Source organism: Marimonas lutisalis (genome assembly GCF_005434965.1).
GTDB lineage: Bacteria > Pseudomonadota > Alphaproteobacteria > Rhodobacterales > Rhodobacteraceae > Marimonas_A > Marimonas_A lutisalis.
In genome coordinates, this window is record NZ_SKCI01000005.1 from 1 (window position 1) to 20,772 (window position 20,772).

At 61.0% G+C, this 20,772-nt stretch carries 20 protein-coding genes; 10 read left to right on the forward strand and 10 right to left on the reverse strand.

All coding sequences use genetic code 11. From position 1 onward, the window contains the following. Positions 1-640: calcium-binding protein (locus E0501_RS18400; RefSeq protein ID WP_137702882.1), on the forward strand; the 640-nt coding region annotated here is incomplete at its 5' end. A gap of 364 nt (positions 641-1,004) precedes the next feature. Continuing rightward, entirely contained in the window at positions 1,005-5,579 is a 4,575-nt protein-coding gene (locus E0501_RS18405) for a calcium-binding protein (RefSeq protein ID WP_137702883.1), read from the forward strand. Positions 5,580-5,695: 116 nt separating this feature from the next. Here the strand turns inward: E0501_RS18405 and E0501_RS18410 are convergent, their stop codons facing one another. The 6 genes from E0501_RS18410 to E0501_RS18435 all read right to left on the reverse strand — a co-directional run bounded on the left by E0501_RS18410 (position 5,696) and on the right by E0501_RS18435 (position 10,898). Further along, positions 5,696-6,673, reverse strand: a complete 978-nt coding sequence (locus tag E0501_RS18410; protein ID WP_137702884.1) for an AAA family ATPase — start codon at positions 6,671-6,673, stop codon at positions 5,696-5,698. After that, positions 6,670-7,062, reverse strand: coding sequence for a hypothetical protein (locus tag E0501_RS21610; protein ID WP_235857908.1), 393 nt, complete (start codon positions 7,060-7,062; stop codon positions 6,670-6,672). The genes E0501_RS18410 and E0501_RS21610 overlap by 4 nt, the downstream gene beginning before the upstream one ends. A 504-nt stretch (positions 7,063-7,566) precedes the next feature. Continuing rightward, entirely contained in the window at positions 7,567-7,755 is a 189-nt protein-coding gene (locus E0501_RS18420; RefSeq protein ID WP_137702885.1) for a helix-turn-helix transcriptional regulator, read from the reverse strand. A 123-nt stretch (positions 7,756-7,878) separates the two neighbouring features. Continuing rightward, positions 7,879-8,469, reverse strand: a complete 591-nt coding sequence (locus E0501_RS18425; RefSeq protein WP_137702886.1) for a hypothetical protein — start codon at positions 8,467-8,469, stop codon at positions 7,879-7,881. Beyond that, positions 8,466-9,749, reverse strand: a complete 1,284-nt coding sequence (locus E0501_RS18430; RefSeq protein ID WP_137702887.1) for a tyrosine-type recombinase/integrase — start codon at positions 9,747-9,749, stop codon at positions 8,466-8,468. Before E0501_RS18430 ends, E0501_RS18425 begins: the two co-directional genes overlap by 4 nt. 297 nt (positions 9,750-10,046) lie before the next feature. Beyond that, positions 10,047-10,898 (reverse strand): lysophospholipid acyltransferase family protein, encoded by an 852-nt coding sequence (locus tag E0501_RS18435; protein ID WP_137702888.1) that lies wholly within the window; start codon positions 10,896-10,898, stop codon positions 10,047-10,049. A 705-nt stretch (positions 10,899-11,603) separates the two neighbouring features. On the opposite strand from E0501_RS18435, the gene E0501_RS18440 reads away from it, so the two are divergent. After that, the gene (locus tag E0501_RS18440) at positions 11,604-12,398 is read left to right on the forward strand and encodes a phytanoyl-CoA dioxygenase family protein (protein ID WP_137702889.1); all 795 of its coding nucleotides are present in this window, start codon (positions 11,604-11,606) and stop codon (positions 12,396-12,398) included. 4 nt (positions 12,399-12,402) lie between these two features. Here E0501_RS18440 and E0501_RS18445 read toward each other — a convergent pair whose 3' ends face one another. Continuing rightward, entirely contained in the window at positions 12,403-12,840 is a 438-nt protein-coding gene (locus E0501_RS18445; protein WP_137702890.1) for a MaoC family dehydratase, read from the reverse strand. A gap of 132 nt (positions 12,841-12,972) precedes the next feature. Between E0501_RS18445 and E0501_RS18450 the strand changes: the two genes are divergently transcribed. The 7 genes from E0501_RS18450 (at position 12,973) to E0501_RS18480 (ending at position 19,030) form a co-directional block, all read left to right on the forward strand. Continuing rightward, a complete protein-coding gene (locus tag E0501_RS18450) occupies positions 12,973-14,136 on the forward strand; it encodes an alpha-hydroxy acid oxidase (protein ID WP_137702891.1) in 1,164 nt (387 codons plus the stop codon). Between the two features lie 9 nt (positions 14,137-14,145). Continuing rightward, on the forward strand, positions 14,146-14,772 hold the full coding sequence (locus tag E0501_RS18455) for a sulfotransferase family 2 domain-containing protein (protein ID WP_137702892.1): 627 nt from the start codon (positions 14,146-14,148) through the stop codon (positions 14,770-14,772). Between the two features lie 119 nt (positions 14,773-14,891). Continuing rightward, positions 14,892-15,551 (forward strand): 50S ribosomal protein L25/general stress protein Ctc, encoded by a 660-nt coding sequence (locus E0501_RS18460; protein ID WP_137702893.1) that lies wholly within the window; start codon positions 14,892-14,894, stop codon positions 15,549-15,551. Positions 15,552-15,698: 147 nt separating this feature from the next. After that, positions 15,699-16,391 carry an aminoacyl-tRNA hydrolase gene (pth, locus tag E0501_RS18465; RefSeq protein WP_137702894.1) on the forward strand — a complete coding sequence of 231 codons (693 nt, stop codon included), beginning with the start codon at positions 15,699-15,701 and terminating at the stop codon, positions 16,389-16,391. Next, on the forward strand, positions 16,388-17,416 hold the full coding sequence (locus E0501_RS18470; RefSeq protein WP_137702895.1) for a DUF2332 domain-containing protein: 1,029 nt from the start codon (positions 16,388-16,390) through the stop codon (positions 17,414-17,416). The genes pth and E0501_RS18470 overlap by 4 nt, the downstream gene beginning before the upstream one ends. A gap of 55 nt (positions 17,417-17,471) precedes the next feature. Further along, complete coding sequence (locus E0501_RS18475; protein WP_137702896.1) at positions 17,472-18,638, forward strand: serine hydrolase domain-containing protein; 1,167 nt, start codon at positions 17,472-17,474, stop codon at positions 18,636-18,638. Further along, positions 18,635-19,030, forward strand: a complete 396-nt coding sequence (locus tag E0501_RS18480) for a DUF2237 family protein (RefSeq protein ID WP_137702897.1) — start codon at positions 18,635-18,637, stop codon at positions 19,028-19,030. Before E0501_RS18475 ends, E0501_RS18480 begins: the two co-directional genes overlap by 4 nt. Here E0501_RS18480 and E0501_RS18485 read toward each other — a convergent pair. The 3 genes from E0501_RS18485 to E0501_RS21200 all read right to left on the reverse strand — a co-directional run bounded on the left by E0501_RS18485 (position 19,027) and on the right by E0501_RS21200 (position 20,607). Next, complete coding sequence (locus tag E0501_RS18485; protein WP_137702898.1) at positions 19,027-19,569, reverse strand: helix-turn-helix transcriptional regulator; 543 nt, start codon at positions 19,567-19,569, stop codon at positions 19,027-19,029. The genes E0501_RS18480 and E0501_RS18485 overlap by 4 nt on opposite strands. A gap of 33 nt (positions 19,570-19,602) precedes the next feature. Beyond that, positions 19,603-20,061, reverse strand: a complete 459-nt coding sequence (locus E0501_RS18490; RefSeq protein ID WP_137702899.1) for a hypothetical protein — start codon at positions 20,059-20,061, stop codon at positions 19,603-19,605. Positions 20,062-20,151: 90 nt separating this feature from the next. Beyond that, positions 20,152-20,607, reverse strand: coding sequence for a hypothetical protein (locus tag E0501_RS21200; RefSeq protein ID WP_161594660.1), 456 nt, complete (start codon positions 20,605-20,607; stop codon positions 20,152-20,154). Positions 20,608-20,772: the final 165 nt, after the last annotated feature.

Here is a 20,772-nt window from a genome sequence, read left to right on the forward strand (position 1 = left end):
CGCAGCGGGCGACCTCTTCACCGATATCGTTGTGGGCAAGGTTGTTGACGTCGAGGGCGTGATCGGCACCGATTTCGACGACCTGCTGATGACCGACCTGAGCGACAATTCGCTGGACGGCGGGCTGGGCGACGACGTGCTGCGCGGGCGCAAGGGCCGCGACACGATGACCGGCGGCGACGGCAATGACGAGCTCGATGGCGGCAAGGGCCGCGACCGGATGGAAGCGGGCGATGGCGACGACCTGTTGATCGGACGCCGCGGCCTCGACAACATGCGCGGCGGCACCGGCAACGACACGCTCGACGGTGGCACCAGCGACGACATCCTGGTTGGCGGCAGAGGCAATGACGTGCTGATCGGCGCCCAGGACAACGACACGATCCAGGGCAACCAGGGCGACGACGTGTTCGTATTTGCCGACGGTCACGGCGTCGATATCGTGCTGGATTTCGAGGCGACGAACGACAACGAGAAGCTGGATTTCTCGGGTCTGAGTTCGATCTCGGACATCGTGGCCTTCGGGCTGGCGGCGAGCCAGGTCGGCGCGGATGTGCTGATCGACACCGGTGGTGGCAAGTCGATCCTGCTGGAGAACGTCGATTTGGGCCAACTGGACGCGGCCGACTTCATTTTCTAGCCGAGCCGTCAACTGCGATCGGGTGTTGTCAGCGCGTCTGGTAGGGCCACGGTGTCCAACCTGTCCGAGTGTCCAACTTGGTCCCGAGCCTGGACAGTTGGACAAGTTGGACAAGGGGTGCTCAATCCGGAACGTCCAACTCGATGGCATAGCGACCGTAAGCAGTCTTTCGCACTTCGCCGACTTCGGCCATGCGCTGCAACGTCTTGGCGCATGGGGCGTAATCCGGACCTGAATGATCGGCTAGTGAAATGTCCTAGTTCTAGAGCGCCTGCCTCCGTAACACGACACGATTGACAGGCCCCAAATACGTTCTTAGCGTTTTGCCCTAATATTGTTCCAAAGACTTTTCGGGGGGAGGGTTATGGCGACAATCACTTATCTGGCCGGCGCCAACACCACTGACATGTGGCTTCCCTCTGTGAGTGAAGCTGAGCTCTTAGGTTTGATAGACAGTCAGGTTCTCAGTTATGGATATTCACCGGGCCCGAGTTCATACACGTCAGGAGACTTTACCTTTGATGTCACGTGGTATGTCGGGGAGTCACACCCTGAATTCGGAGTATTCTACTATTACTATTTCTCTGGAATAACTTTTCAAAACGCAATTTCCATAGAATTGGATGCAAACTATACGGTCATATATCAAGATTCTTGGTTCGAGGTTCTTAGGGATGTTCCAGGAACTTTCCAAGCAACCGACATATATGTAGATACCGCTTGGCCGCTTCATGACTTCTCCACTGGGGACACTTTTGTTGGAAATGAATACGACAATCGTATTTTTTCCGAACAAGAGTTTTCTTCGTTAAGAGCTACTAATAGTCATCCTGGTTTCCCCGAACATTATGTTCGAGGCGATGACACGATCCTCGCAGGGGGCGGCAATGACATCATCTCCACCGGATATGGCTCAGACAGTGTTTCAGGCGGATCGGGTTTTGACTTCTACGAAGCCTTTGGGCACAGAAGCGAGCAATTGTTTTGGTGGGACTGGAACAATAGTGGAATCCCAGACGGATTGAGCTGGGTGCTTCCCGACGACGTCGGCATTTTGATCAACGTTTCCAGCACTTCTTTGAACCTTGCCAGCATTCTCGGGCAGATTTCAGCACCGGACGGTGCCGATTTCAACGTCCTCTTCCCTCAGCTCAGTGTCGTTTCAAGTCTCGCGGCCGGATCGTCCATCGACAGTTTCCAGTTGTCCGACGAAACACCAGACGAACTCGAAAGCATCGAAGGTGTTCAAGGGTCAAACTATGACGATCTCATCGTCGCGAGTAATGGCAACGGGGAGACTCATCCGGACTGGGGCACTCCAGGCGGACTTGCCTACGGCCAAGGTGGTGACGACGTGATGATTTCGAGTGCCGGTACGTTGTTCATGGCTGGCGGTCAGGGAAGTGACCTCATGATTGGCCGAGAGGGAAATGATGTTTTCAACGGTGATGAAGATGATGATTCAATCTTCGGAGGTGCTGGCGGCGATGCACTGTGGGGGGGACATGGCGTCGACTATTTGGACGGGCAGGACGACTTCGACTGGTTCAATACGTATAACGAAGGAGCCGGTGTCAGAGCGAACCTTTCGGTCGACTCTTTCGACTTAAACTTCGTTTTCAGTCAAACGAACTACGGCGATGCCGTCCTTCTCATCCCTGCTACCATTAGTGCATTAATCGGCGAACGCACGATCTATGATGCGAGTTCAATATACGAATCCGCGGGGACAACGGACACCATCGTGAATGTAGAAGGCGTGAATGGCACTCCGTATGGCGACGTACTGATCGCCTACGGCGCCAGCGATTACAGCGCGGAAGGCATGGGGCCCGGCGGTCTGGTTTACGGGGAAAATGGAGATGATTTGATTGTTGCCGGAGATGGGACGTCCTTTGCTTCCGGTGGTCTGGGAAACGACCTGATCGTTACTTTTGGCGAGTCCAGAGTCTATGCCAACGGCGACGAAAACGATGACATCATGCTAGGTGGACAGGGCGAGGACCACTTCCAAGGTGGAAGCGGAAACGACCACTTGTACGGTGGTGCCGGCAGCGATGACCTCTACGGAGACGAAGACCATGACGTGATCCATGGAGGGGCTGGTGCAGACGAGCTGGTAGGCGGTGAAGGAAACGACACCATGTTCGGCGGTGCCGGCGGGGATCTTTTCACCATCGAGCGCGGTAGCGACTCGGATCACGGAAACAATCACATCTACAGCGGAACCACCGAAACAGACTCCTCTGATCTTCTGGGCAACAATATTGTCGATTATGGCAGTGCAGCCAAAAGTCTGTTCGCCATTCGTTGGCAAGCTCCGGCTTCCGGTCCCGGCTTTCAGATCACCGTAACTCACGAGAGTGGCGGAACCGACGTGCTCCATTTCATGGATACAGTACGTTTTCAGAACGGTGCAGAAACGTTTACCCAGGCGGATATTGCAGCAGCAGGATTTCTTGGTCACATGGCGATGGCCTTGAACGGTGCGTTTGAAGCGATTGGTGGTGTTGTGCCGCCGGAATTTGGTTCAGAGGGTTTTCAAAGGTTCTTTCAATGGCTGAGCCTTGCAGAGACAGTTGCCGAACTTGGAGCCGAATGGGCAACGCAAGATGATTTGGAGAGCGCCATCAGGCGGGCCTTCGTGGTTGGCGCTCGCGAAGCGTTTGACCATGTCGCTGGACAGACACGCGACTGGGTCGATGAAAATGTCCTTAGTCATTTGCCGCAGTCTATCAGGGACGAAGCCAATACACGGATGGACGAGATACAGGCTCGGTTGCGTCAAGACACTCTGGAAGCTGCCGATTCAATCGGGGCAGCCTATGCGCAAGCCAGTCAGGATTTGGGGGAAGCTATCGGCGAGTACCTGTTCGATCTCTATGACAGCATGAATTCGAGCATAGAGAGAGAATACAGCGACTTCCTTCCAAACCAAACACCAACGCAGGATTTTCAAAACAACTTCAACATAGACGAGATCATTCTGGATTCGCAGTTTGCACCGCCGCCACCTGTGACTCCATTGCCCAGCACGCCAGAACAGGTCACTCCGACTGAAGAGCCGGAAACACTTTATTTGCTCCAGCTCGACAGCACTGTGACCGGGACTCTGGCAGCACTGGATGGCGACACGATATACAATTTTGGTACCGGTGACATTCTAAATATTGAAGGTGAGAGTTTCTCGCAAAATGCCTTAACTGTCACTATGGGCTCTGCGATTTTGGATATTGACGTGGACGGAGACGAAACGCCGGATGCAACGATCAGACTGTCAGGTGACTTTACGGCTGCGACCTTTGTTGTGTCGCCAAGTGGAAATTCGACGGCAATCTTCATGCTTCCACTTCAGACTGGCACAATTGGTGATGACAGCCTCGAGGGGACCACGGGCGACGATACCATTGATGGGCTCGCCGGAAACGACTCGATTTCCGGGCTATCAGGAAACGACAACCTAGTCGGCGGAGATGGAAACGATACACTTTCTGGAGGCGTTGGCGCGGACAGCCTGTTCGGCGGCGATGGAGACGACCTGCTGCGGCTGGGCAACGGCCAGGAATCCATTGATGGCGGGGCGGACAATGATACGCTCGAGGTGGATCTGACCGGGGCAACGACAGACTTCTCCTTCCTTCCGTTTGTCAACCTGGCGACAGGTCAGGCCGGCGCGACAGATCTTATTGTGCCGCTTGATACGATCGAGAATGTTGAAAATGTCGTGTTCATAGGAAACTTCCATGTGGAGTTGACCGGGGATGGTGGCGCTAACTACCTGCAAGGCGGCGCGGGTGACGACACGATCGATGGCGGCGCGGGCGATGACACGCTGTTCGGCGGCGTTGGCGCGGACAGCCTGTTCGGCGGCGATGGAGACGACCTGCTGCGGCTGGGCAACGGCCAGGAATCCATTGATGGCGGGGCGGGCAATGACACGCTCGAGGTGGATCTGACCGGGGCGACGTCGTTCTCGTTCCTGCCGTTCATCAACCTGGCGACCGGCCAGGTCGGGGCGACCGACATCGTGGTGCCGCTCGACACCGTCGTGAACGTCGAGAATGTCGTCTTTATCGGCAATTTCCACGTGGAACTGACCGGCGATGGCATCGGCAACTACCTGCAGGGCGGAGCCGGCGATGACACGATCGACGGTGGCGCCGGTGACGATACGCTGATGGGGGACACCGGGGCTGACCAGCTGACCGGCGGCGATGGGTTCGACATCATCAGCTATGCCGGCGCAACGCAGCGGGCGCGCGTCGACTTCCTGAACGACGTGGCGGGCAACGGCCGTGCCGCCGCGGGCGATCTCTTTACCGAGCTCGACCCGGGGCGGGTGGTCGATGTCGAGGGCGTGATCGGCACCGATTTCGACGACCTGCTGATGACCGACCTGAGCAACAATTCCCTGGACGGCGGCCTCGGCAACGACATCCTGCGGGGCCGCAAGGGCCGCGACACGATGACCGGCGGCGACGGCAATGACGAGCTCGATGGCGGCAAGGGCCGCGACCGGATGGAAGCGGGCGATGGCGACGACACCATGATCGGGCGCCGGGGCCTCGACAACATGCGCGGCGGCACCGGCAATGACACGCTCGATGGTGGCACCAGCAACGACATCTTGGTCGGTGGCAGGGGCAACGACGTGCTGATCGGTGGCGACGACAACGACACGATCCAGGGCAACCAGGGCGATGACGTGTTCGTTTTCGCAGATGGTCACGGCGTCGACATCGTGCTGGATTTCGAGGCGACGAACGACAACGAGAAGCTGGATTTCTCGGGTCTGAGCTCGATCTCGGACATCGCGGCCTTCGGGCTGGCGGCGAGCCAGGTCGGCGCGGATGTGCTGATCGACACCGGCGGCGGCAAGTCGATCCTCCTGCTGAACGTGCTAGAGTCCGATCTGGACGCGGCCGACGTCATTTTCTAGCCAAGTCATCTACTGCGATCAGGTTTTGTAGGCGCGTCTGGGTCCCGGTGTCCAAACTGTCCAAATGTCCATTTCGCAACTCGCGTTCTGGACAAATGGACAGATTGGACAGTCGTTCAGGACACCGGATCTGGCGTCAGACGGTAGTTACCCCTGCCACCTTTTTGCACTTCGCCACCCTCGGCCATGCGCTGCAACGTCTTGGCGCAGAGGTCGTAGTCCAGACCTGCATGGTCGGCGATATCCTTGGGACTGCTTATTCCCACCTTCAGGGCCTCGCGGATCGCCTTGCGGGTATCGCTTCCATAGACATCGCTAGGCCGTCCGAGGTCTGACCAGCGGCAGGTCGCCTGATCGAATGCCACGGCGCTTTCGAACTCGACGAGATCACGTCCCCGACCATAAAGCACCTTGCCATCCGTTGAATTGGACAAGACGAGGGTAGCATCCGCGGCACCAGTGAGCCCTGTCGAGCCTGAGACGGTGTCGAAACGATCATCGGCATCTGCCTTGCGAACGTGATGAATGACGACAATCGCAATACCCCGTGTATTCGCCAGCGCATGCAGGCCACGAAGAGCCTGGTAATCGGACTGATGAAGTGAATCGCGCGAATTGCCGCTTGGTCTTACCGTGGCCAGAGTGTCGATGATGATCAACCTGGCATCCGGGTGCTGCCCGAGCCAGCCCTCCAGCGCGTCGAGTCCCGAAACATCGAGACGCGGCCACTCCGTGGCGAACTCGAGCAGCTCGGGCCAGCGTTCGCTTTCAGTAGTGGTTTTCTCCAGCCGTGATTTCAGGCGTCTTTGGTTGTCCTCCAGAGCGGCATAAAGAACAGAGCCCTGTGTCGCCTGCCGCCCAAGAACTTCGTCGCCAGTGGCCACCGAATAGCCTATCTGCAAGGCCATCCAAGACTTGCCGAGCTTGGGTTTACCGGCAAGCAAGGTCAGGCCCTCCGGAATGAGGTCCCGCACGATCCAGGAGACCGGCGGGAAGTCCGTTGTCTGCAGATCCAGGGCCGAGAACGTTTCCGGCAGCGATGGGGTATCCGCTCCGTCTACGGCCGTCACCTTAAGTTTCTTGTCCCACGTCATGCCGCACTCCTCCGCTTTGCCGCATCTAGGAAGGCCAGTTGCTCTGTAGCGGGGAGTCTGTTGAAGCAGGCGGCGAGATAGATCTGAAGCTCGGGCAGCGTGGCTACGTCCGCCCACCAGCGGGCTTCCTCTTCGATCGTCGAACAGATGGGCGGCGGAGCCCCGGCCAACCTGGCCGGGACGATGGTTTCGAGAACCTCGATGAGGAGATCGGTCTCGTTCGCCGAAGCGACTGACGTCAGCAGGCAGGCCCGTTCGTAGGTCGTCAGACGCGCCTTGAGCACAGTCTCCAGGCCGCACCACGCCTCTGGCTGGTCCTGCAGAGTCAGGGCGTAGCCAATCGAGGACAACGCGCAGTCATGACGCTCGGAGTTGATCGACATACGCATCACCCGCCCTCCCCGAAGCAGAGGCCTGCAATCATGCGCGCAGTGCGTTCATCTAGACCGTGGCGCCGCTGCAAGTAGCGGGTTTGCAGATTACGACAAGTCGCATATGTTTCAGGAAGGAACGTCGTACCCATTTGACTGTCCTTGCTTGCCCCGGTGGTGCGTTGCCGCGCATCGCCGGGGCGTTTCCATCTCTGGCTCATGATGAACCTCCAAACTTTTCTGGAAGAGTTGCGAGTGCGGCCCACGCAACGGGGTCGATGCACTCACATAAGCTGGCGCAGAGGCGCAGTAGCGCCGTCCGGGTCCGGAAGTAGCCGACGCCCCGCCAGGGACGCTCGGCGCCACCTTTCTTCCGCCGTTGAAGGATCCACTGGATCTCATCCTTACAGACAATTACGCGGTGACAAGGGCAGGGGTGGGCGATGACCGCTGCGTAGTCATCTGAAGTCTCGTGTTGCAGTTGTCGCGGTTTCTCGTGGGTATTTTCGAAACAGACGGTCATCACAAGCGCACCCGCTTTTCACAGCTCTCGAGCCAGGCGTCGATGTCGCTTTCACGCCATGCAACAAGACGTGTGCCAAGCTTCACGGGCTGGGGAAATTCCCCGCGCTTCATCCAATCGTAAAGTGTTGAGCGAGAAAGCCCGGTGCGGGCCTCTACTGCGGGGCGGCGAAGTAGGGTTTCTGCCATTTTCGGTTCTCTCCAAGCTAATACGCCGGATTGGCGTGGAACCGATAAAGCCCATTAGTTGCAGTGCTGGAACCTACGCAAAAACGGCAAAATGGATTTTGAGTTTTGCACAGGGGTTTTGCTTTATTTGCGGCGACCTAAGCGGCGCCGAATTGTATCGACAGACACATCCCCCCCAAGCTTTTCTGAGACTTGCCGCGCTACCATTTTCCATGAGTCGCCTACAGCTTCGTGTCCATCCGGATATAAAGTGCGGTAAACCTGTTCGACATTCAGAATACGCGGCCTTCCAGATGATCGCCGCGAATTAACATAAGCGGTGATCCAAGCCTCAGCTTTATGTCTCGGAACCACTGGCGTCTTGCCGGCGAACGGTTTGTCATGTCGCAGGAAATTGATTTCACCTGCCCAAAACTTCGAATGGAATGCATCCAAACGGACTGCCCTTTCCGCCATCCAAATAGACTTAGGAATAATCGCTTTATCTTCGAGTGTTTCTGCTATGATTTGTTGTTCAATCAATGCGGAGAGAACATCCTCAAATATTACCAAGGAGTGTTCTTGATCGAGGTCATCCACTTTTGGTTCGGCGAGATCGTTCAGGGCGATGACCAATTCTCGGAGGTGAACTTTGTCGCGTGGTATTGGCTGCTCACCTTCTTCGAGAGACCAGAAACCTTTGGCCCGATCAATCGCGTTCGTTACCCTTTTCAATATGACACCCCGAAGCTCACCACATTTTCAACACTTGACGCCTTTCCATGAAGGAACGTTGCCCAAGCGGCCATCATCTCGCGTCGTCGGTCGAGCATGTCAGAGCGCTGATAGGCGCGTTCCACCTCGGAGCCTTGCCAATGCGCGAGCGCAATTTCGGCCATGTCGTGGGGGTAGCCGCGTTCCGCCGTCCATTGCCGGAAAGTTGAGCGTAGCCCGTGAGGGACGGCAGGCCGCTTAATGCGCGGATCAAGATAACCCGGACGACCTTCCATAACCTCAGCATCCTGCATCCGCCGCATGACGGCAGAAATGCTCATGTCTGAAAGCATGCCGCCACGTGAGGCGAAAAACACATAAGGTCTGCCTTTCATCCTGGGCAGATCTTCCAGTATCGCCAATGCTTCAAGCGTCAGGGGCACGCGGTGTTCCCTCCCGTTTTTCATTCGTGTCGCGGGAATAGTCCAAAGCCCGTTCTCTAAATCAAGTTCATCCCACGTCATTCCCCTAACCTCGCCAGAGCGCGTCGCGGTCAGTGCTAGAAACTGTAACGCTCTCGCAGCCGTGCCGTCGCGCAGGGCAAGAGCTGACCACCAGCCCACAACATCGCCAAGAGCAAGGGATGGATGGTGCTGCACCTTTGTTATGCTCCCGGGCGACGGTAGCAGTTCCTTGAGGTTTCCACGCCAAGCCGCCGGGTTGTCACCTTTACGATGGCCGGAAACGGTTGCCCACGTAAGCACTGCTTCCACCTGCCCTCGAAGCTTCTTGGCGGTCGCAGTACGTTCTCTCCAGTGTGGTTCGAGCATCCAAAGGACGTCCTGTGTGCTTATGTCCTGCACCAGCTTATTACCCAATACGGGCAACGCCAGTCGCTCCAGGGACGAAAGCCATTGCCTGCGATGCTTCTCGCTTCGAAATTCAATCAACTTTGCCTTCGCATAGGCCGCAACGCATTCCGCAAAGGTAAGTGGCCGCTTCTTCATGGCGCGCCTCTCGGCCAAGGGGTCGCCGCCAATCATCGCCTTGCCCCGGTTCTCCAGCGCTAGCTTACGTGCGTCGGCCAAAGGCACAGCAGGCGGGCTACCGAGCCCGAGTTCGCAGCGTTTACCGCGAATGGTAATGCGCTGCACCCATTGTTTAGACCCGTTCTTCGCCACGCGCAGAAAGAGACCTTGGCCATCGAAGTATTTGCCGGGTTTCGTCACTGTCTCAACGAATCGCGCCGACAAAGCCCGTTCTGGTCTCCTGACGTTGACGCGCGTTATTGCATCCCCCATTCTATCCCCCAAAAAAACGTGGACTTCATCGGAATATGATGGAGTTCAATAAACGATTAAAGGTGTGATTACACCTAGATTTAAAGATAAGTTGAGACGCGACCGAAACACGTCGGAATATTTCATGGCGGACCTACGGGCTGCCACTTCTTCCCGCAAAGAAACGCACCAATCGAAAACCAGGCGGCAAGCCCGGTTCCTGCCACCCGTCGTCACGGCCCCGGCGGCTGGATGGTCGGCTCATGAACGATCCCTGCGCGCCAACCGCGCTTCGCGACATCTGGCGCGACCGGCAAGCTAGCTCGGCCGGTAGAGACCCGGGATCAGCCCTTCGGCCAGATGCTGCAGGCGTTCAGGCGAGGTGCCGGCCGGCTGGACCGGGCCGTAATGCACATCATAGCTGCCCCCCAGCTTGGCCAGAAGTTCCGAGACATATCGCAACGAGGCCACCGTGCGCCCGAAATCCTCGTTCCCGCCACTGAGGATCCGGGCCAGTTTCCGGGTTCGGTAATAGTGGTGCGAGTTGCGCATGTTGGCCGAGGCCGGCACGATCGGCGCGTCACAGGCGGCCGACATCCGCGTGATGCCCGAGCGCCAGGGCGGCTCGACCAGGACGCCACCGGCCATGCCGGGCACACGCCCCGAGCCGAAAACCAGAAGCGCGCCGCCGGCCTGCAAATGCGCCTTCATTCCGGCGCGGGTCTGGCGGGCGGAGAGAACGGTATCGTTTCGGTCCAGATCGACGGCGATGATGCAATCCGGCCCGAGGAACCGCTCGGCCTCGCGGTTTGCGACGACTTTCAGGTCGGGTCGGTGATCCAGAAGTACACCGGCATGCGCGATGAAATCGAAGGTGCCCGTCGGGTGGGTGGAGCCGATGACCACGCCCCCGCGCGACGGGATATTCGAGAGGCCATGCGCGGTGATCCGGGTGCCGCCATTCATGGCCAGCAGCGCCCTGACCAGCGCGGCCCCGGTGCGACCGTCGAGCTCGGTCAGGACCTGCTCGGTTTCGCGCAAGGCAAAGAAGGATTGCCCGGTCACGGTGCGGTTGAACATGTCGACCGTGCTCATGAACAGCCGCAGTGCTTTCAGCCGAAGATCGGCGCCTTCCGCGATTCGCAGCCGCGCGCGCAGAAGTTCGTCCATCGGGTTTTCTGTTTTGCGCGTGACCAAGTTGTGCCCTGGACATGAAATCGAAGTCCGGATCACGCTAGCACGCCTTGCGACCGTCTGCACATGATCAATTCAGCGTGGCAGCCGGTTGTTATCGTTGAGTTTATCCCGGCTCTTTCTCCCGCGTCACCTTGGGTGAAGTCCTGGCCCCGGCAATCAACCACGACCATTGCCCGATTTGCGGCGCAGAACGCGATAAACAGGGCGCAGACGGCGGGCGGTCGAGCGAGGGATACACTGTCATATCGGGATATCCACAAGGGGAACACCCGTTTTGTGGATGGAAAATACATATGTTCGAAAATCGCAAGCAAATCGACTCTCGCTGTGGATAACTTCGGTGCATTGGAACCGAATCAAAAGCCCTTTCTGCCGCCTTGATCCCAATTCCATCCACAGGCTGTGGAAACATGCCGAAACCCGGCCAGATCGGCGTGATGCGCGACAGGGAAAGGTCGGCTGCCTGGCACCTGCAAAATCCTGATGTGAAACATCATCTTCAATCGGTAAAATGTTAATTTTATTATTTTATTCACTCTCGAGGTGCTTAGCGTGAAAATTCGGCCTGCAGGGCCAGCAGGGATCGCTCGGCGGGCGGGCGAAGGTTCTCTGCGGCCGCTGCGATATGGACAATTCCGAGCGGCCCCGGCAGTCTCCGGCAAAACAATGGAGGGCAAGATGCACGCACTTCTGAGCGAGACCCAGATCGAGGAATACCAGCGCGACGGCGTCACCGTGATCCGCGGGCTTTTTGCCGACCATGTCGAGGCGCTGCGCGCCGGCGTGGCCCGGAACATGGCCGAACCGGGGCCCTATGCCTCAGAGAACGAAAAGCAGGGCGAGACGGGCCGGTTTTTCGACGACTATTGCAATTGGCAGCGCATCCCCGAGTTCGAAGAGGTGATCCGGACAAGCCCCGCCGCCGAAGTCGCGGCCGAACTGATGGGCTCGGAGACGGTCCAGCTCTTCCACGATCACGTGCTGGTCAAGGAGCCGGGCACCTCGCTGGCCACGCCCTGGCACACCGATGGGCCATACTATTTCGTCAAAGGCCAGCAGACGATCAGTTTCTGGTCGCCGCTCGACGCGGTAAAGGAGGCGACGCTACGGATGGTGCCGGGCTCTCACCAATGGGAGAAGCCTGTACTGCCGATGCGCTGGGTCAAGGAAGAGGCCTATTTCCCAAATATCGAGGATTACATGCCCGTCCCCGACCCCGAGGCCGAAGGCGTGCCGATCGCCGAATGGGAGATGGAGCCGGGCGATGCGGTGGCCTTCAACTATGACATCCTGCATGGCGCGCGCGGCAACACCTCGGCCACGCGGCGGCGGGCGTTCTCGCTGCGGCTGGTGGGCGACGACGCGCGCTATGTCGAGCGTCCGGGCCGCACCTCGCCGCCCTTCCCCGATCACGGGATGGTCGAAGGCCAGAAACTGCGCGAGGACTGGTTCCCGGTGATCTGGCGGCGCTGAGCCGTCAGGCCTGCCGTTTCAGCAGCTGGATCGCGTAATAGGTCGAGACAACCTCGTCCTTCTGGTTGAGGATTTCATAGAATATCGTGGTCCGTCCCCGGTCGGGCCGCGATTTCGACGGTTCGGATTTCGTCACCGTCATGCGCACGCGGATCGCGTCACCGGGTCGCACGGGCAGCTTCCAGCGCACCTCGTCCAACCCCGGAGAGCCCATCGAGGCATCGCGCCAGACATTCGAGTTGAGGATCAGGTCGAAGGCCACGATCAGCGTCTGGAAGCCGCTGGCGATGATCCCGCCATAGATCGACTCGGCCGCCGCCTGAGGATCGGTGTGAAACGGCTGAGGGTCGTATTTCTTCGCGAATTCAATGATTTCCTCTTCGCTCAGCGTCACCGCTGGCGTTTCGTGCACGAAGCCCACGGGCAGATCGTCGAAATACATGGCCGTCCCCTTCTGATCGGTGCCACGTTAGCGCCGGGGTGCCGCGCCGCTCAAGTGGGCGCGCATTCCGTCGTTGCGTCACGCCGGGGCGATTGGTAACGAAACCTAACCACATATCGAAAGAGTGCCGCCATGCCCGTCATTACCGAGATCGAGGACCTCAAACGCATCTACCGCCGCCGCGTGCCCAAGATGTTCTATGACTACTGCGAAAGCGGCAGCTGGACCGAGCAGACCTTTCGCGAGAACAGCAGCGATTTCGACAAGCTCTATTTCCGCCAGCGTGTCGCCGTCGACATGACCGGCCGCTCGACGGCCAGCAAAATGATCGGACAGGACGTGGCGATGCCGGTGGCACTGGCGCCTGTCGGATCGACAGGGATGCAATGCGCCGATGGCGAGATCAAGGCCGCGCGCGCCGCCGAAAAATTCGGCGTGCCGTTCACCCTGTCGACCATGTCGATCAACTCGATCGAGGATGTGGCCGAAGCGACCACCAAGCCCTTCTGGTTCCAGCTTTACACGATGCGCGACACCGATTTCACCTCGCGCCTGATCGAGCGCGCGAAGGCCGCGAATTGTTCGGCGCTGGTGATCACGCTGGACTTGCAGATCCTGGGCCAGCGCCACAAGGACCTGAAGAACGGCCTGTCGGCCCCGCCCAAGATCTCGCCCCGGCTGCTCTGGGACCTGGCCACGAAATGGCGCTGGGATATCGGCATGGCCGGCGCCAAGCGGCGGCATTTCGGAAATATCGTGGGCCATGTGCAGGGCATTTCCGACCTGGCCGACCTGGGCGCCTGGACGGCCGAGCAGTTCGATCCGACGCTGGACTGGGACAAGGTTGCCAAGCTCAAAGAGCAATGGGGCGGCAAGGTGATCCTGAAAGGCATTCTCGACCCGGAAGATGCCAAGATGGCGCTCAAGGTCGGCGCCGACGCGATCGTGGTGTCGAACCACGGCGGCCGGCAGCTTGACGGTGCGCTGAGCTCGATCCGCGCCCTGCCCGGCATCATGGACGCGGTGGGCGATCAGGTCGAGGTCCATCTCGACAGCGGCATCCGTTCAGGCCAGGACGTGATGAAGGCGCTGGCGCTGGGCGCCAAGGGCACGATGATCGGCCGCGCCTTCATCTATGGCCTTGGCGCCATGGGCGAAGAGGGCGTGACCCGCGCGCTTGAAGTGATCCAGCGCGAGATGGATATCTCGATGGCGCTGTGCGGGATCAAGACCATCGACCAGATCAACCGCGACATCATGCTGGTGCCCGAAGGGTTCGAAGGCCGCTGGCAATAAGGCGGGCGCATGCAGATCTTCTTCAAGGAGAACCTGGCCCTTCTGGCGGTGCCGAAAACGGGGTCCACCGCCTATGAAATGGCGCTCAAACGCCGGGCCGACATTTCCTTTTCAGGCCGGCGCAAACACGCCAATGCCGCGTTTTTCCACCGCAGGATCGCGCCCTTTCTGGAGAGCGCCTATGGGCTGACGCCGGAACGCCTGGCAGTGATCCGCGATCCGCTTGACCAGATCCGCAGCTGGTATCGCTATCGCCAGCGCGAGGCGCTCAAGGGGTCGAAATACTCCACCCGGGGCATCAGTTTCGACGAATTCGTCGACGCCACGACCCAGGACGATCCGCCGCCTTTCGCCAATGTCGGCTCGCAGGGCGCTTTTCTCACGCTCAAGACCTCGCAAACCGTGCCGGTTCACCACCTTTTCGCCTACGAGGCGCAGGATGCGCTGCGGGCCTTTCTGGAAGAACGGTTCGGTCGGGCGCTGAAACTGAAAGAATACAACGTGTCCCCGAGGACCGATGCGGCACTGTCACCCGAGGCCGAGGCCCGGTTCCGCGCGGCGCGCGCGTTGGATTTCCGGCTGCATGACAAGGTGATGCAGGCCGGCGGACACCTGCAGCAACTGCTCGAGGAGTGACGCCCGCGCCGGGGGTGCATCTTGCCCCTTGCCAACCTACCGGAATCCGGCTATGCGCCACGCTTCACGCGGGCATACAGCCTTGGAGGATGCCCGCCTCATATCAGGAGTAATACAAAATGGCTGGACAGATCCCAGATCTTAACGCCGAGGCACGGACGGGGACAGGCAAGGGCGCCGCTCGTCAGGCACGCCGCGATGGCATGGTGCCCGGTATCGTATACGGTGGCGAAGCCGATCCGCTTCCCATCAACATCCCCTTCAACGTGCTGTTCAAGAAGCTGAAAGACGGCCGTTTCCTGTCGACGCTCTTCAACCTGAAGGTCGACGGCCAGGATGACGTGCGTGTCATCTGCCGGAACGTGCAGCGCGACGTGGTCAAGGATCTGCCCACCCATATCGACCTGCTGCGGCTGAAGCGCACCTCGCGCATCAACCTCTTCATCCATGTCGAGTTCATCAACGAAGACGAGGCCCCCGGCATCAAGAAGGGCGGCGTTCTGACCATTGTCCGCCCCGAGGTGGAACTGAACGTGGTCGCGGGTGACATCCCCGAGCAGATCGTCGTCGATCTGGCCGGTCTCGAAGTGGGCGACATCGTTCACATCTCGGACGTGACCCTGCCGTCGGGCGCCAAGCCCACCGTGGACCGCGACTTCGTGATTGCCAACATCTCGGCCCCGTCGAGCCTGCGCTCGGAAGAAGAGGCCGAAGGCGAAGAGGTTGCCGCAGACGCGGTGGAAACCGTGGCCGAATCCGAGGCGGAAGCCGAAGAATAAGGCCCGCGCCACAATTCATGATCGCCAAACGCGGCGCCCCCGGGCGCCGCGTTTTTCTTTGCCCCCTGCCCGCCGCCCGCGCCCCGCAATTGATTCCGGGCGCTGCTGCGCGTAGACCACCGGCACGGGCCGCAAAGGGAGCGTGACATGCAGATTTTCGTGGGCCTTGGAAACCCCGGCGCCAAATACGCCAGGAACAGGCACAATATCGGCTTCATGGCCGTCGACCGGATCGCCGAGGATCACGGCTTCGGCCCGTGGAAAGCCAGGTTCCAGGCCCTGGCCAGCGAAGGCCGCCTGGGCCAGGAAAAGGTGCTGCTGCTCAAACCCCAGACCTTCATGAACCTCTCGGGCCAGTCGGTGGGCGAGGCGATGCGCTTCTTCAAGCTGGAACCGGGTGACGTCGTGGTGTTCCATGACGAGCTCGACCTCGCGCCGGGTAAGGTACGCGTCAAAGAGGGCGGCGGGCACGCGGGCCACAACGGGCTGCGCTCGATCCATTCGCATATCGGCCCCGATTACGCCCGCGTGCGTTTGGGCATCGGCCATCCCGGTCACAAAGACCGGGTGGCGGGCTATGTCCTGCATGATTTCGCCAAGGCCGAAGAGGCATGGCTCGATGACGTTCTGCGTGGTGTGTCGGACGGCGCGGCCAACCTGGCCGCGGGCGACAACGGCCGCTTCATGAATGCCGTGGCGCTGCGGGTGAACCCGCCGCGCTCCTCAGGCGGGGAAAAATCGCGGGGCAAGGCGACGCCGGCAGAGAAACCGGCCGAACAGCCCGCGCCGCAGGAGGACCCCCGCTCGCCCCTGCAGAAGCTGGTGGACAAGTTCCGATGAGCCTGCAGGGCGCCTTCCGGCGGCAGGCTCGGGCCTGCGCGGGGCTGGGCTCGCCTTTCATGGCGCAACTTCTCGACCTGCTGGCAGAGCAATGGCATGACGGCCTGCCGCTGGCCCCGCGTTTTGCCGCCTGGGACGGCGATATCGGCCCGGCCGGGGCGTCGCTGCCCCTGCGCCTGGCCGGCGGGTTGCACGCGCTGGTTCTGTCCAGGCGCGATGCGGAACTGGCCGCCGTCTACCCGCCCGAGAGCGCCGGGAATGCCAAGCTCTGGCGCGAGGTCGAGCGCGCGATGCACGCCCATGCCGCATTCCTGGACAGGTGGGTCGACAGCCCGCCCCAGACGAACGAAGTACGCCGAGCGATCGCGCTGATCGCCGCGGGCCATGCGCTGGCGGCGCGGGGCGGTCGGCCGATGATCCTGTCGGAACTGGGTGCCAGTGGCGGGCTGAACCTGATGTGGGATCGCTACGCGCTCGACATTGGCGGGCAGTCCTTTGGCCCGCCCGATCCGGTGCTGACGCTTGCCCCGGATTGGGACGGGCCCCTGCCGCCCACGGCGCAGGTCACGGTGTCCGGGCGGCGCGGCGTCGATCTCAACCCGCTCGACCCGCACGCGCCCGAAGACGCGCTGCGCCTTCTTGCCTATCTCTGGCCAGACCAGCCCGAGCGCCTGACGCGCACGCGCGCCGCCATCGCGGCGCAGAGTGCGGCTGTCGACCGGGCCGATGCCATCGACTGGCTGGAAGACCGCCTGCAACAGCCCCATCCCGGCGCGCTGCACCTGATCTATCACACCGTGGCGTGGCAGTATTTCCCCTCCGACGCACAGGCCCGTGGCACCGCGCTGATCGAGGCCGCGGGCGCGCGCGCCACGGAGGATGCGCCGCTGGCCTGGCTGTCGATGGAAAACGACGGTGACGATATCGGCGCGGCGCTTGCCCTTCGGCTCTGGCCCGGCAACACCCGCCATGATTTGGGCCGGGTCGATTTTCACGGTCGCTGGATGCGCTGGCGCGGGCTCTAGTTGCCAATGCCACCCCTGGCATGCTTGACTGCGCCGCAACTTCTTGGGGGATGAGATGCGCACATTCGGCTGGCTTCTGGGGCGTTTTCTTTTGCTGGTGATCCTTGTCGCGGCGGCCCTGGCCGTCTGGAAGCGCGAGGAGATCACCCGCCTGATGGCGGTCAACTCGCTGTTTGCCGAGGACCGGATCGTGGCCAATTTCTCGAACATGGGCGGCCTTTTCCACACCCTGCCCATGCGCCGTGGCGCGGGCCCCACCGCCCCCCTGCCCCAGGGTGCGCCGATGCAGATGCCTGATGGGTTCGAGCGCTGGCTCGAAGACCGCGCGGTCACCTCCCTGATCGTGATGAAGGATGGCAAGCTGCGCCATGAAAGCTATCACATGGGCACCGGGCCGGACGACAGGCGCATATCCTGGTCGGTGGCCAAGTCGTTTCTCGCGGCGCTTTTCGGCATCGTGCAGCAAGAGGGCGCCATTGCCTCGCTCGACGATAAGGTGGTGAAATACGTACCCGGCCTGCGCGGCGGCGCCTATGAACGCGCGACGATCCGCAATGTCCTGCAAATGGCCAGCGGCATCACATTTGACGAGGATTACCTGGATTTCTGGAGCGATATCAACCGAATGGGCCGCGTTCTGGCACTGGGCCAGTCAATGGACGGCTTTACCGAAGCCTTGCAGGAAACCGAGGCCGCGCCCGGCGAACGCTGGCAATACGTCTCGATCGACACCCACGTGATCGGCATGGTGATCCGCGGCGCCACCGGCCGGTCGATCCCAGACCTGATGCAGGAGAAACTGTTCGATCACATGGGGTTCGAGGCCGATCCCTATTACGTCGCCGACGGCTATCAGACCGCCTTCGTGCTGGGCGGGCTGAACCTGACCACGCGCGATTATGCCCGCTTTGGCCAGATGGTGATGCAGGATGGCCGCTGGCAGGGCCGGCAGGTGGTGCCGGGCGACTGGCTGGCCGCCTCGACCGTGCCCTCGGCCCCCACGAAATCCGGGGAACGGCAATACGGCTATCAATGGTGGATGCCGCCCGACGCGCGCGAGGGCGAATTCTATGCCCGCGGCATCTATGGTCAGTATATCTATTTCAGCCGCCCCGATGGCGTGGTGATCACCACCAACGGCGCCGATCGCGGTTTTCGCGAACCGGGCGCGCATGAAAGCAATATCGAGATGTTCCGCAAGATCACGGAGGCGCTGAGATGAGAGCCGAACCAGACCGCCCGATCAACGTGCTTGGCGGGCCGCTGGCGCCCTGCTCGACCGATCCGGTCACGGGATATTTCCGCGACGGGCACTGCAATACATGCGAGGCCGACATGGGCAGCCATACCGTGTGCTGCATCATGACGGCCGAGTTCCTGGCCTATGAGAAATACGTGGGCAACGACCTGGTCACGCCACGACCGGAATGGGATTTTCCCGGGCTGAAGCCGGGCGATCAGTGGTGCGTTTGTGCCGCGCGCTTCCTGCAGGCTGCCGATGAGGGCTGCGCGCCGCATGTGCAGCTGGCCGCCACCCATGCCCGCGCGCTTGAGATCGTGCCGATGGATGTGCTCGAAGCCCACGCCGCACCGAAACGCGGCAGCGCCGGCTAGCTCGCTGCCTTGCTCGTCGCGGCGGCGGCTCCATCCCCGGTGTCGGGCAACAGGGCCTCGTCCATCAGATCCTCGATGAAGAGGCTCAGCAGCTGCGGCCGCCCCGACACCCCGGCCTTGCGGTAGATGGCGTTGGTCTGCGCCTTCACCGTGCCTTCCGACGTGTTGCGCAGGCCCGCGATCTCGGCGGTGGAGAGGCCCTTGACGGCAAAGAGCGCCACGTCGCGCTCGGCCGGGGTCAGGCCCCAGCTTTCGAAATGCTCTTCCAGAAGTTCAAGAAACGCACCCGAGGCCGCGCGCAGCTTCTGCTCGGCCTGGCGCGAGCGCGCCCAGGTGCGGCGATAGGCGATCCAGCCCAGCACCATCCCGAGCACGAGGCCCAGCGCGGCGCCAATCTCCAGCATTTCGCGGGTCTGCCAGCTGATCGGCTGGGCGCGGGCGCCAATGACGTTCAGCATGATGTCGGACACGAAAAAGACCGCGCAGAGCCCCTGCACGATCACGATGCCGGCAATCATCCAGATATTCGGCCCCTTCATCGCGCGCGTCTCCGCACCGGGGCCTGAATGACGTCAGTTCCCGCTGCCATTGCCGCTGCCGTTTCCTCCACCTGTGCCACTGCCGTTGCCCTGGCCCGCTCCCGGGCCCGGACCGGGGCCATTCCCGTCACTGCTGCCATCATCACCGCTGACGCCGCCCGCATCATCGCCGGCATCCGCGTCACTGCCCGCTGGGGCCACGCCGCCATCGACGCCCAGGATAATGGGCTTGCGTTCATCGTTCTCGTCCACCGCGTAATCGCGCAGGATCTCGCCGGTTCGGGGGTTGAGAATGATTTCCCGGCGCACGGATCCGGCCAGCGCCACGATCCGGGTGCGGCCAAGCCATGTTTGCGAGATCGTTATACTGGCAAAGCCCTGAGCGCGCAGTTGCGCGGCCACGGCATCGGTCAGGCTACCCGCCAACGCGGGCTGCGCCAGCGCCAGGATCAGCGCGGCCGGGGCCAGAAGGTATCGAAACGGTTTGCTCATGTTCCCGCCCGGTTGAGGCCCCGCCGACAGGCGGCGGGGCCGGTTCAGTGCCACTGTGGCATTCCGGGGCGAAAGATCAACCCCGGCACGTCAATCCTGGCCGTGGCCCGCGCCATGACCACCCTGGCCACCGCCACCGTGGCCGGCGCCGTGGCCACCACCATGCCCGCCACTTCCATGTCCGCCGCGCTCGCCCGCGGCATGACCATGTGCCTGGCCATCGCGGCTGCGCGTGCGGGTGCGTTCGCGCGTGCGCTCACGGATTCGCTCACGGATGCGATCGCGGGCGCGGGTTGCGACAGTCTCTTCATCGTCGGTCGTTTCAACCGAACTCTCGTCTTCCACGACCGCCGCCGCCATCATCATCGTTCGGGCCTCTGTCCGCGACTGCACCATCTGCGCGTTTTGCAGGCCCAGTCCGAACTTGGCCGTCAATGCGGCCATGCCGCCGGCCGCAGTCTGTATTCCGCTTTCGCTTTCATGGGCATCGCCCTGCGTTGCCACACCAAGGGCAATAAGCCCGCTCGTCAGAAGAATCCGCTTCATGATCGAAGTCCTTTCCTGCTGTCTCCTCCCGGTGCCATTCGCACCGCGTGACAGGCAGGAAAGCGAATACCGCCCGCAAAGGCCATTCAGCCAAGGTTTAAGCGGTCTTACTATGACCCGGGTTCAACCACGTATAACGGTGGTTTACGCATGTCCGGGTCAGAA

What these genes read in the sequence shown, in the direction of transcription:
- E0501_RS18405 (WP_137702883.1), top strand. Translation starts at nt 1,005, where the DNA reads ATGGCGACAATCACTTATCTGGCCGGCGCCAACACCACTGACATGTGG.
- E0501_RS18410 (WP_137702884.1), bottom strand. Translation starts at nt 6,673, where the DNA reads ATGACGTGGGACAAGAAACTTAAGGTGACGGCCGTAGACGGAGCGGAT.
- E0501_RS21610 (WP_235857908.1), bottom strand. Translation starts at nt 7,062, where the DNA reads ATGCGTATGTCGATCAACTCCGAGCGTCATGACTGCGCGTTGTCCTCG.
- E0501_RS18420 (WP_137702885.1), bottom strand. Translation starts at nt 7,755, where the DNA reads ATGGCAGAAACCCTACTTCGCCGCCCCGCAGTAGAGGCCCGCACCGGG.
- E0501_RS18430 (WP_137702887.1), bottom strand. Translation starts at nt 9,749, where the DNA reads ATGGGGGATGCAATAACGCGCGTCAACGTCAGGAGACCAGAACGGGCT.
- E0501_RS18435 (WP_137702888.1), bottom strand. Translation starts at nt 10,898, where the DNA reads ATGGACGAACTTCTGCGCGCGCGGCTGCGAATCGCGGAAGGCGCCGAT.
- E0501_RS18440 (WP_137702889.1), top strand. Translation starts at nt 11,604, where the DNA reads ATGCACGCACTTCTGAGCGAGACCCAGATCGAGGAATACCAGCGCGAC.
- E0501_RS18445 (WP_137702890.1), bottom strand. Translation starts at nt 12,840, where the DNA reads ATGTATTTCGACGATCTGCCCGTGGGCTTCGTGCACGAAACGCCAGCG.
- E0501_RS18450 (WP_137702891.1), top strand. Translation starts at nt 12,973, where the DNA reads ATGCCCGTCATTACCGAGATCGAGGACCTCAAACGCATCTACCGCCGC.
- E0501_RS18455 (WP_137702892.1), top strand. Translation starts at nt 14,146, where the DNA reads ATGCAGATCTTCTTCAAGGAGAACCTGGCCCTTCTGGCGGTGCCGAAA.
- E0501_RS18460 (WP_137702893.1), top strand. Translation starts at nt 14,892, where the DNA reads ATGGCTGGACAGATCCCAGATCTTAACGCCGAGGCACGGACGGGGACA.
- pth (WP_137702894.1), top strand. Translation starts at nt 15,699, where the DNA reads ATGCAGATTTTCGTGGGCCTTGGAAACCCCGGCGCCAAATACGCCAGG.
- E0501_RS18470 (WP_137702895.1), top strand. Translation starts at nt 16,388, where the DNA reads ATGAGCCTGCAGGGCGCCTTCCGGCGGCAGGCTCGGGCCTGCGCGGGG.
- E0501_RS18475 (WP_137702896.1), top strand. Translation starts at nt 17,472, where the DNA reads ATGCGCACATTCGGCTGGCTTCTGGGGCGTTTTCTTTTGCTGGTGATC.
- E0501_RS18480 (WP_137702897.1), top strand. Translation starts at nt 18,635, where the DNA reads ATGAGAGCCGAACCAGACCGCCCGATCAACGTGCTTGGCGGGCCGCTG.
- E0501_RS18485 (WP_137702898.1), bottom strand. Translation starts at nt 19,569, where the DNA reads ATGAAGGGGCCGAATATCTGGATGATTGCCGGCATCGTGATCGTGCAG.
- E0501_RS18490 (WP_137702899.1), bottom strand. Translation starts at nt 20,061, where the DNA reads ATGAGCAAACCGTTTCGATACCTTCTGGCCCCGGCCGCGCTGATCCTG.
- E0501_RS21200 (WP_161594660.1), bottom strand. Translation starts at nt 20,607, where the DNA reads ATGAAGCGGATTCTTCTGACGAGCGGGCTTATTGCCCTTGGTGTGGCA.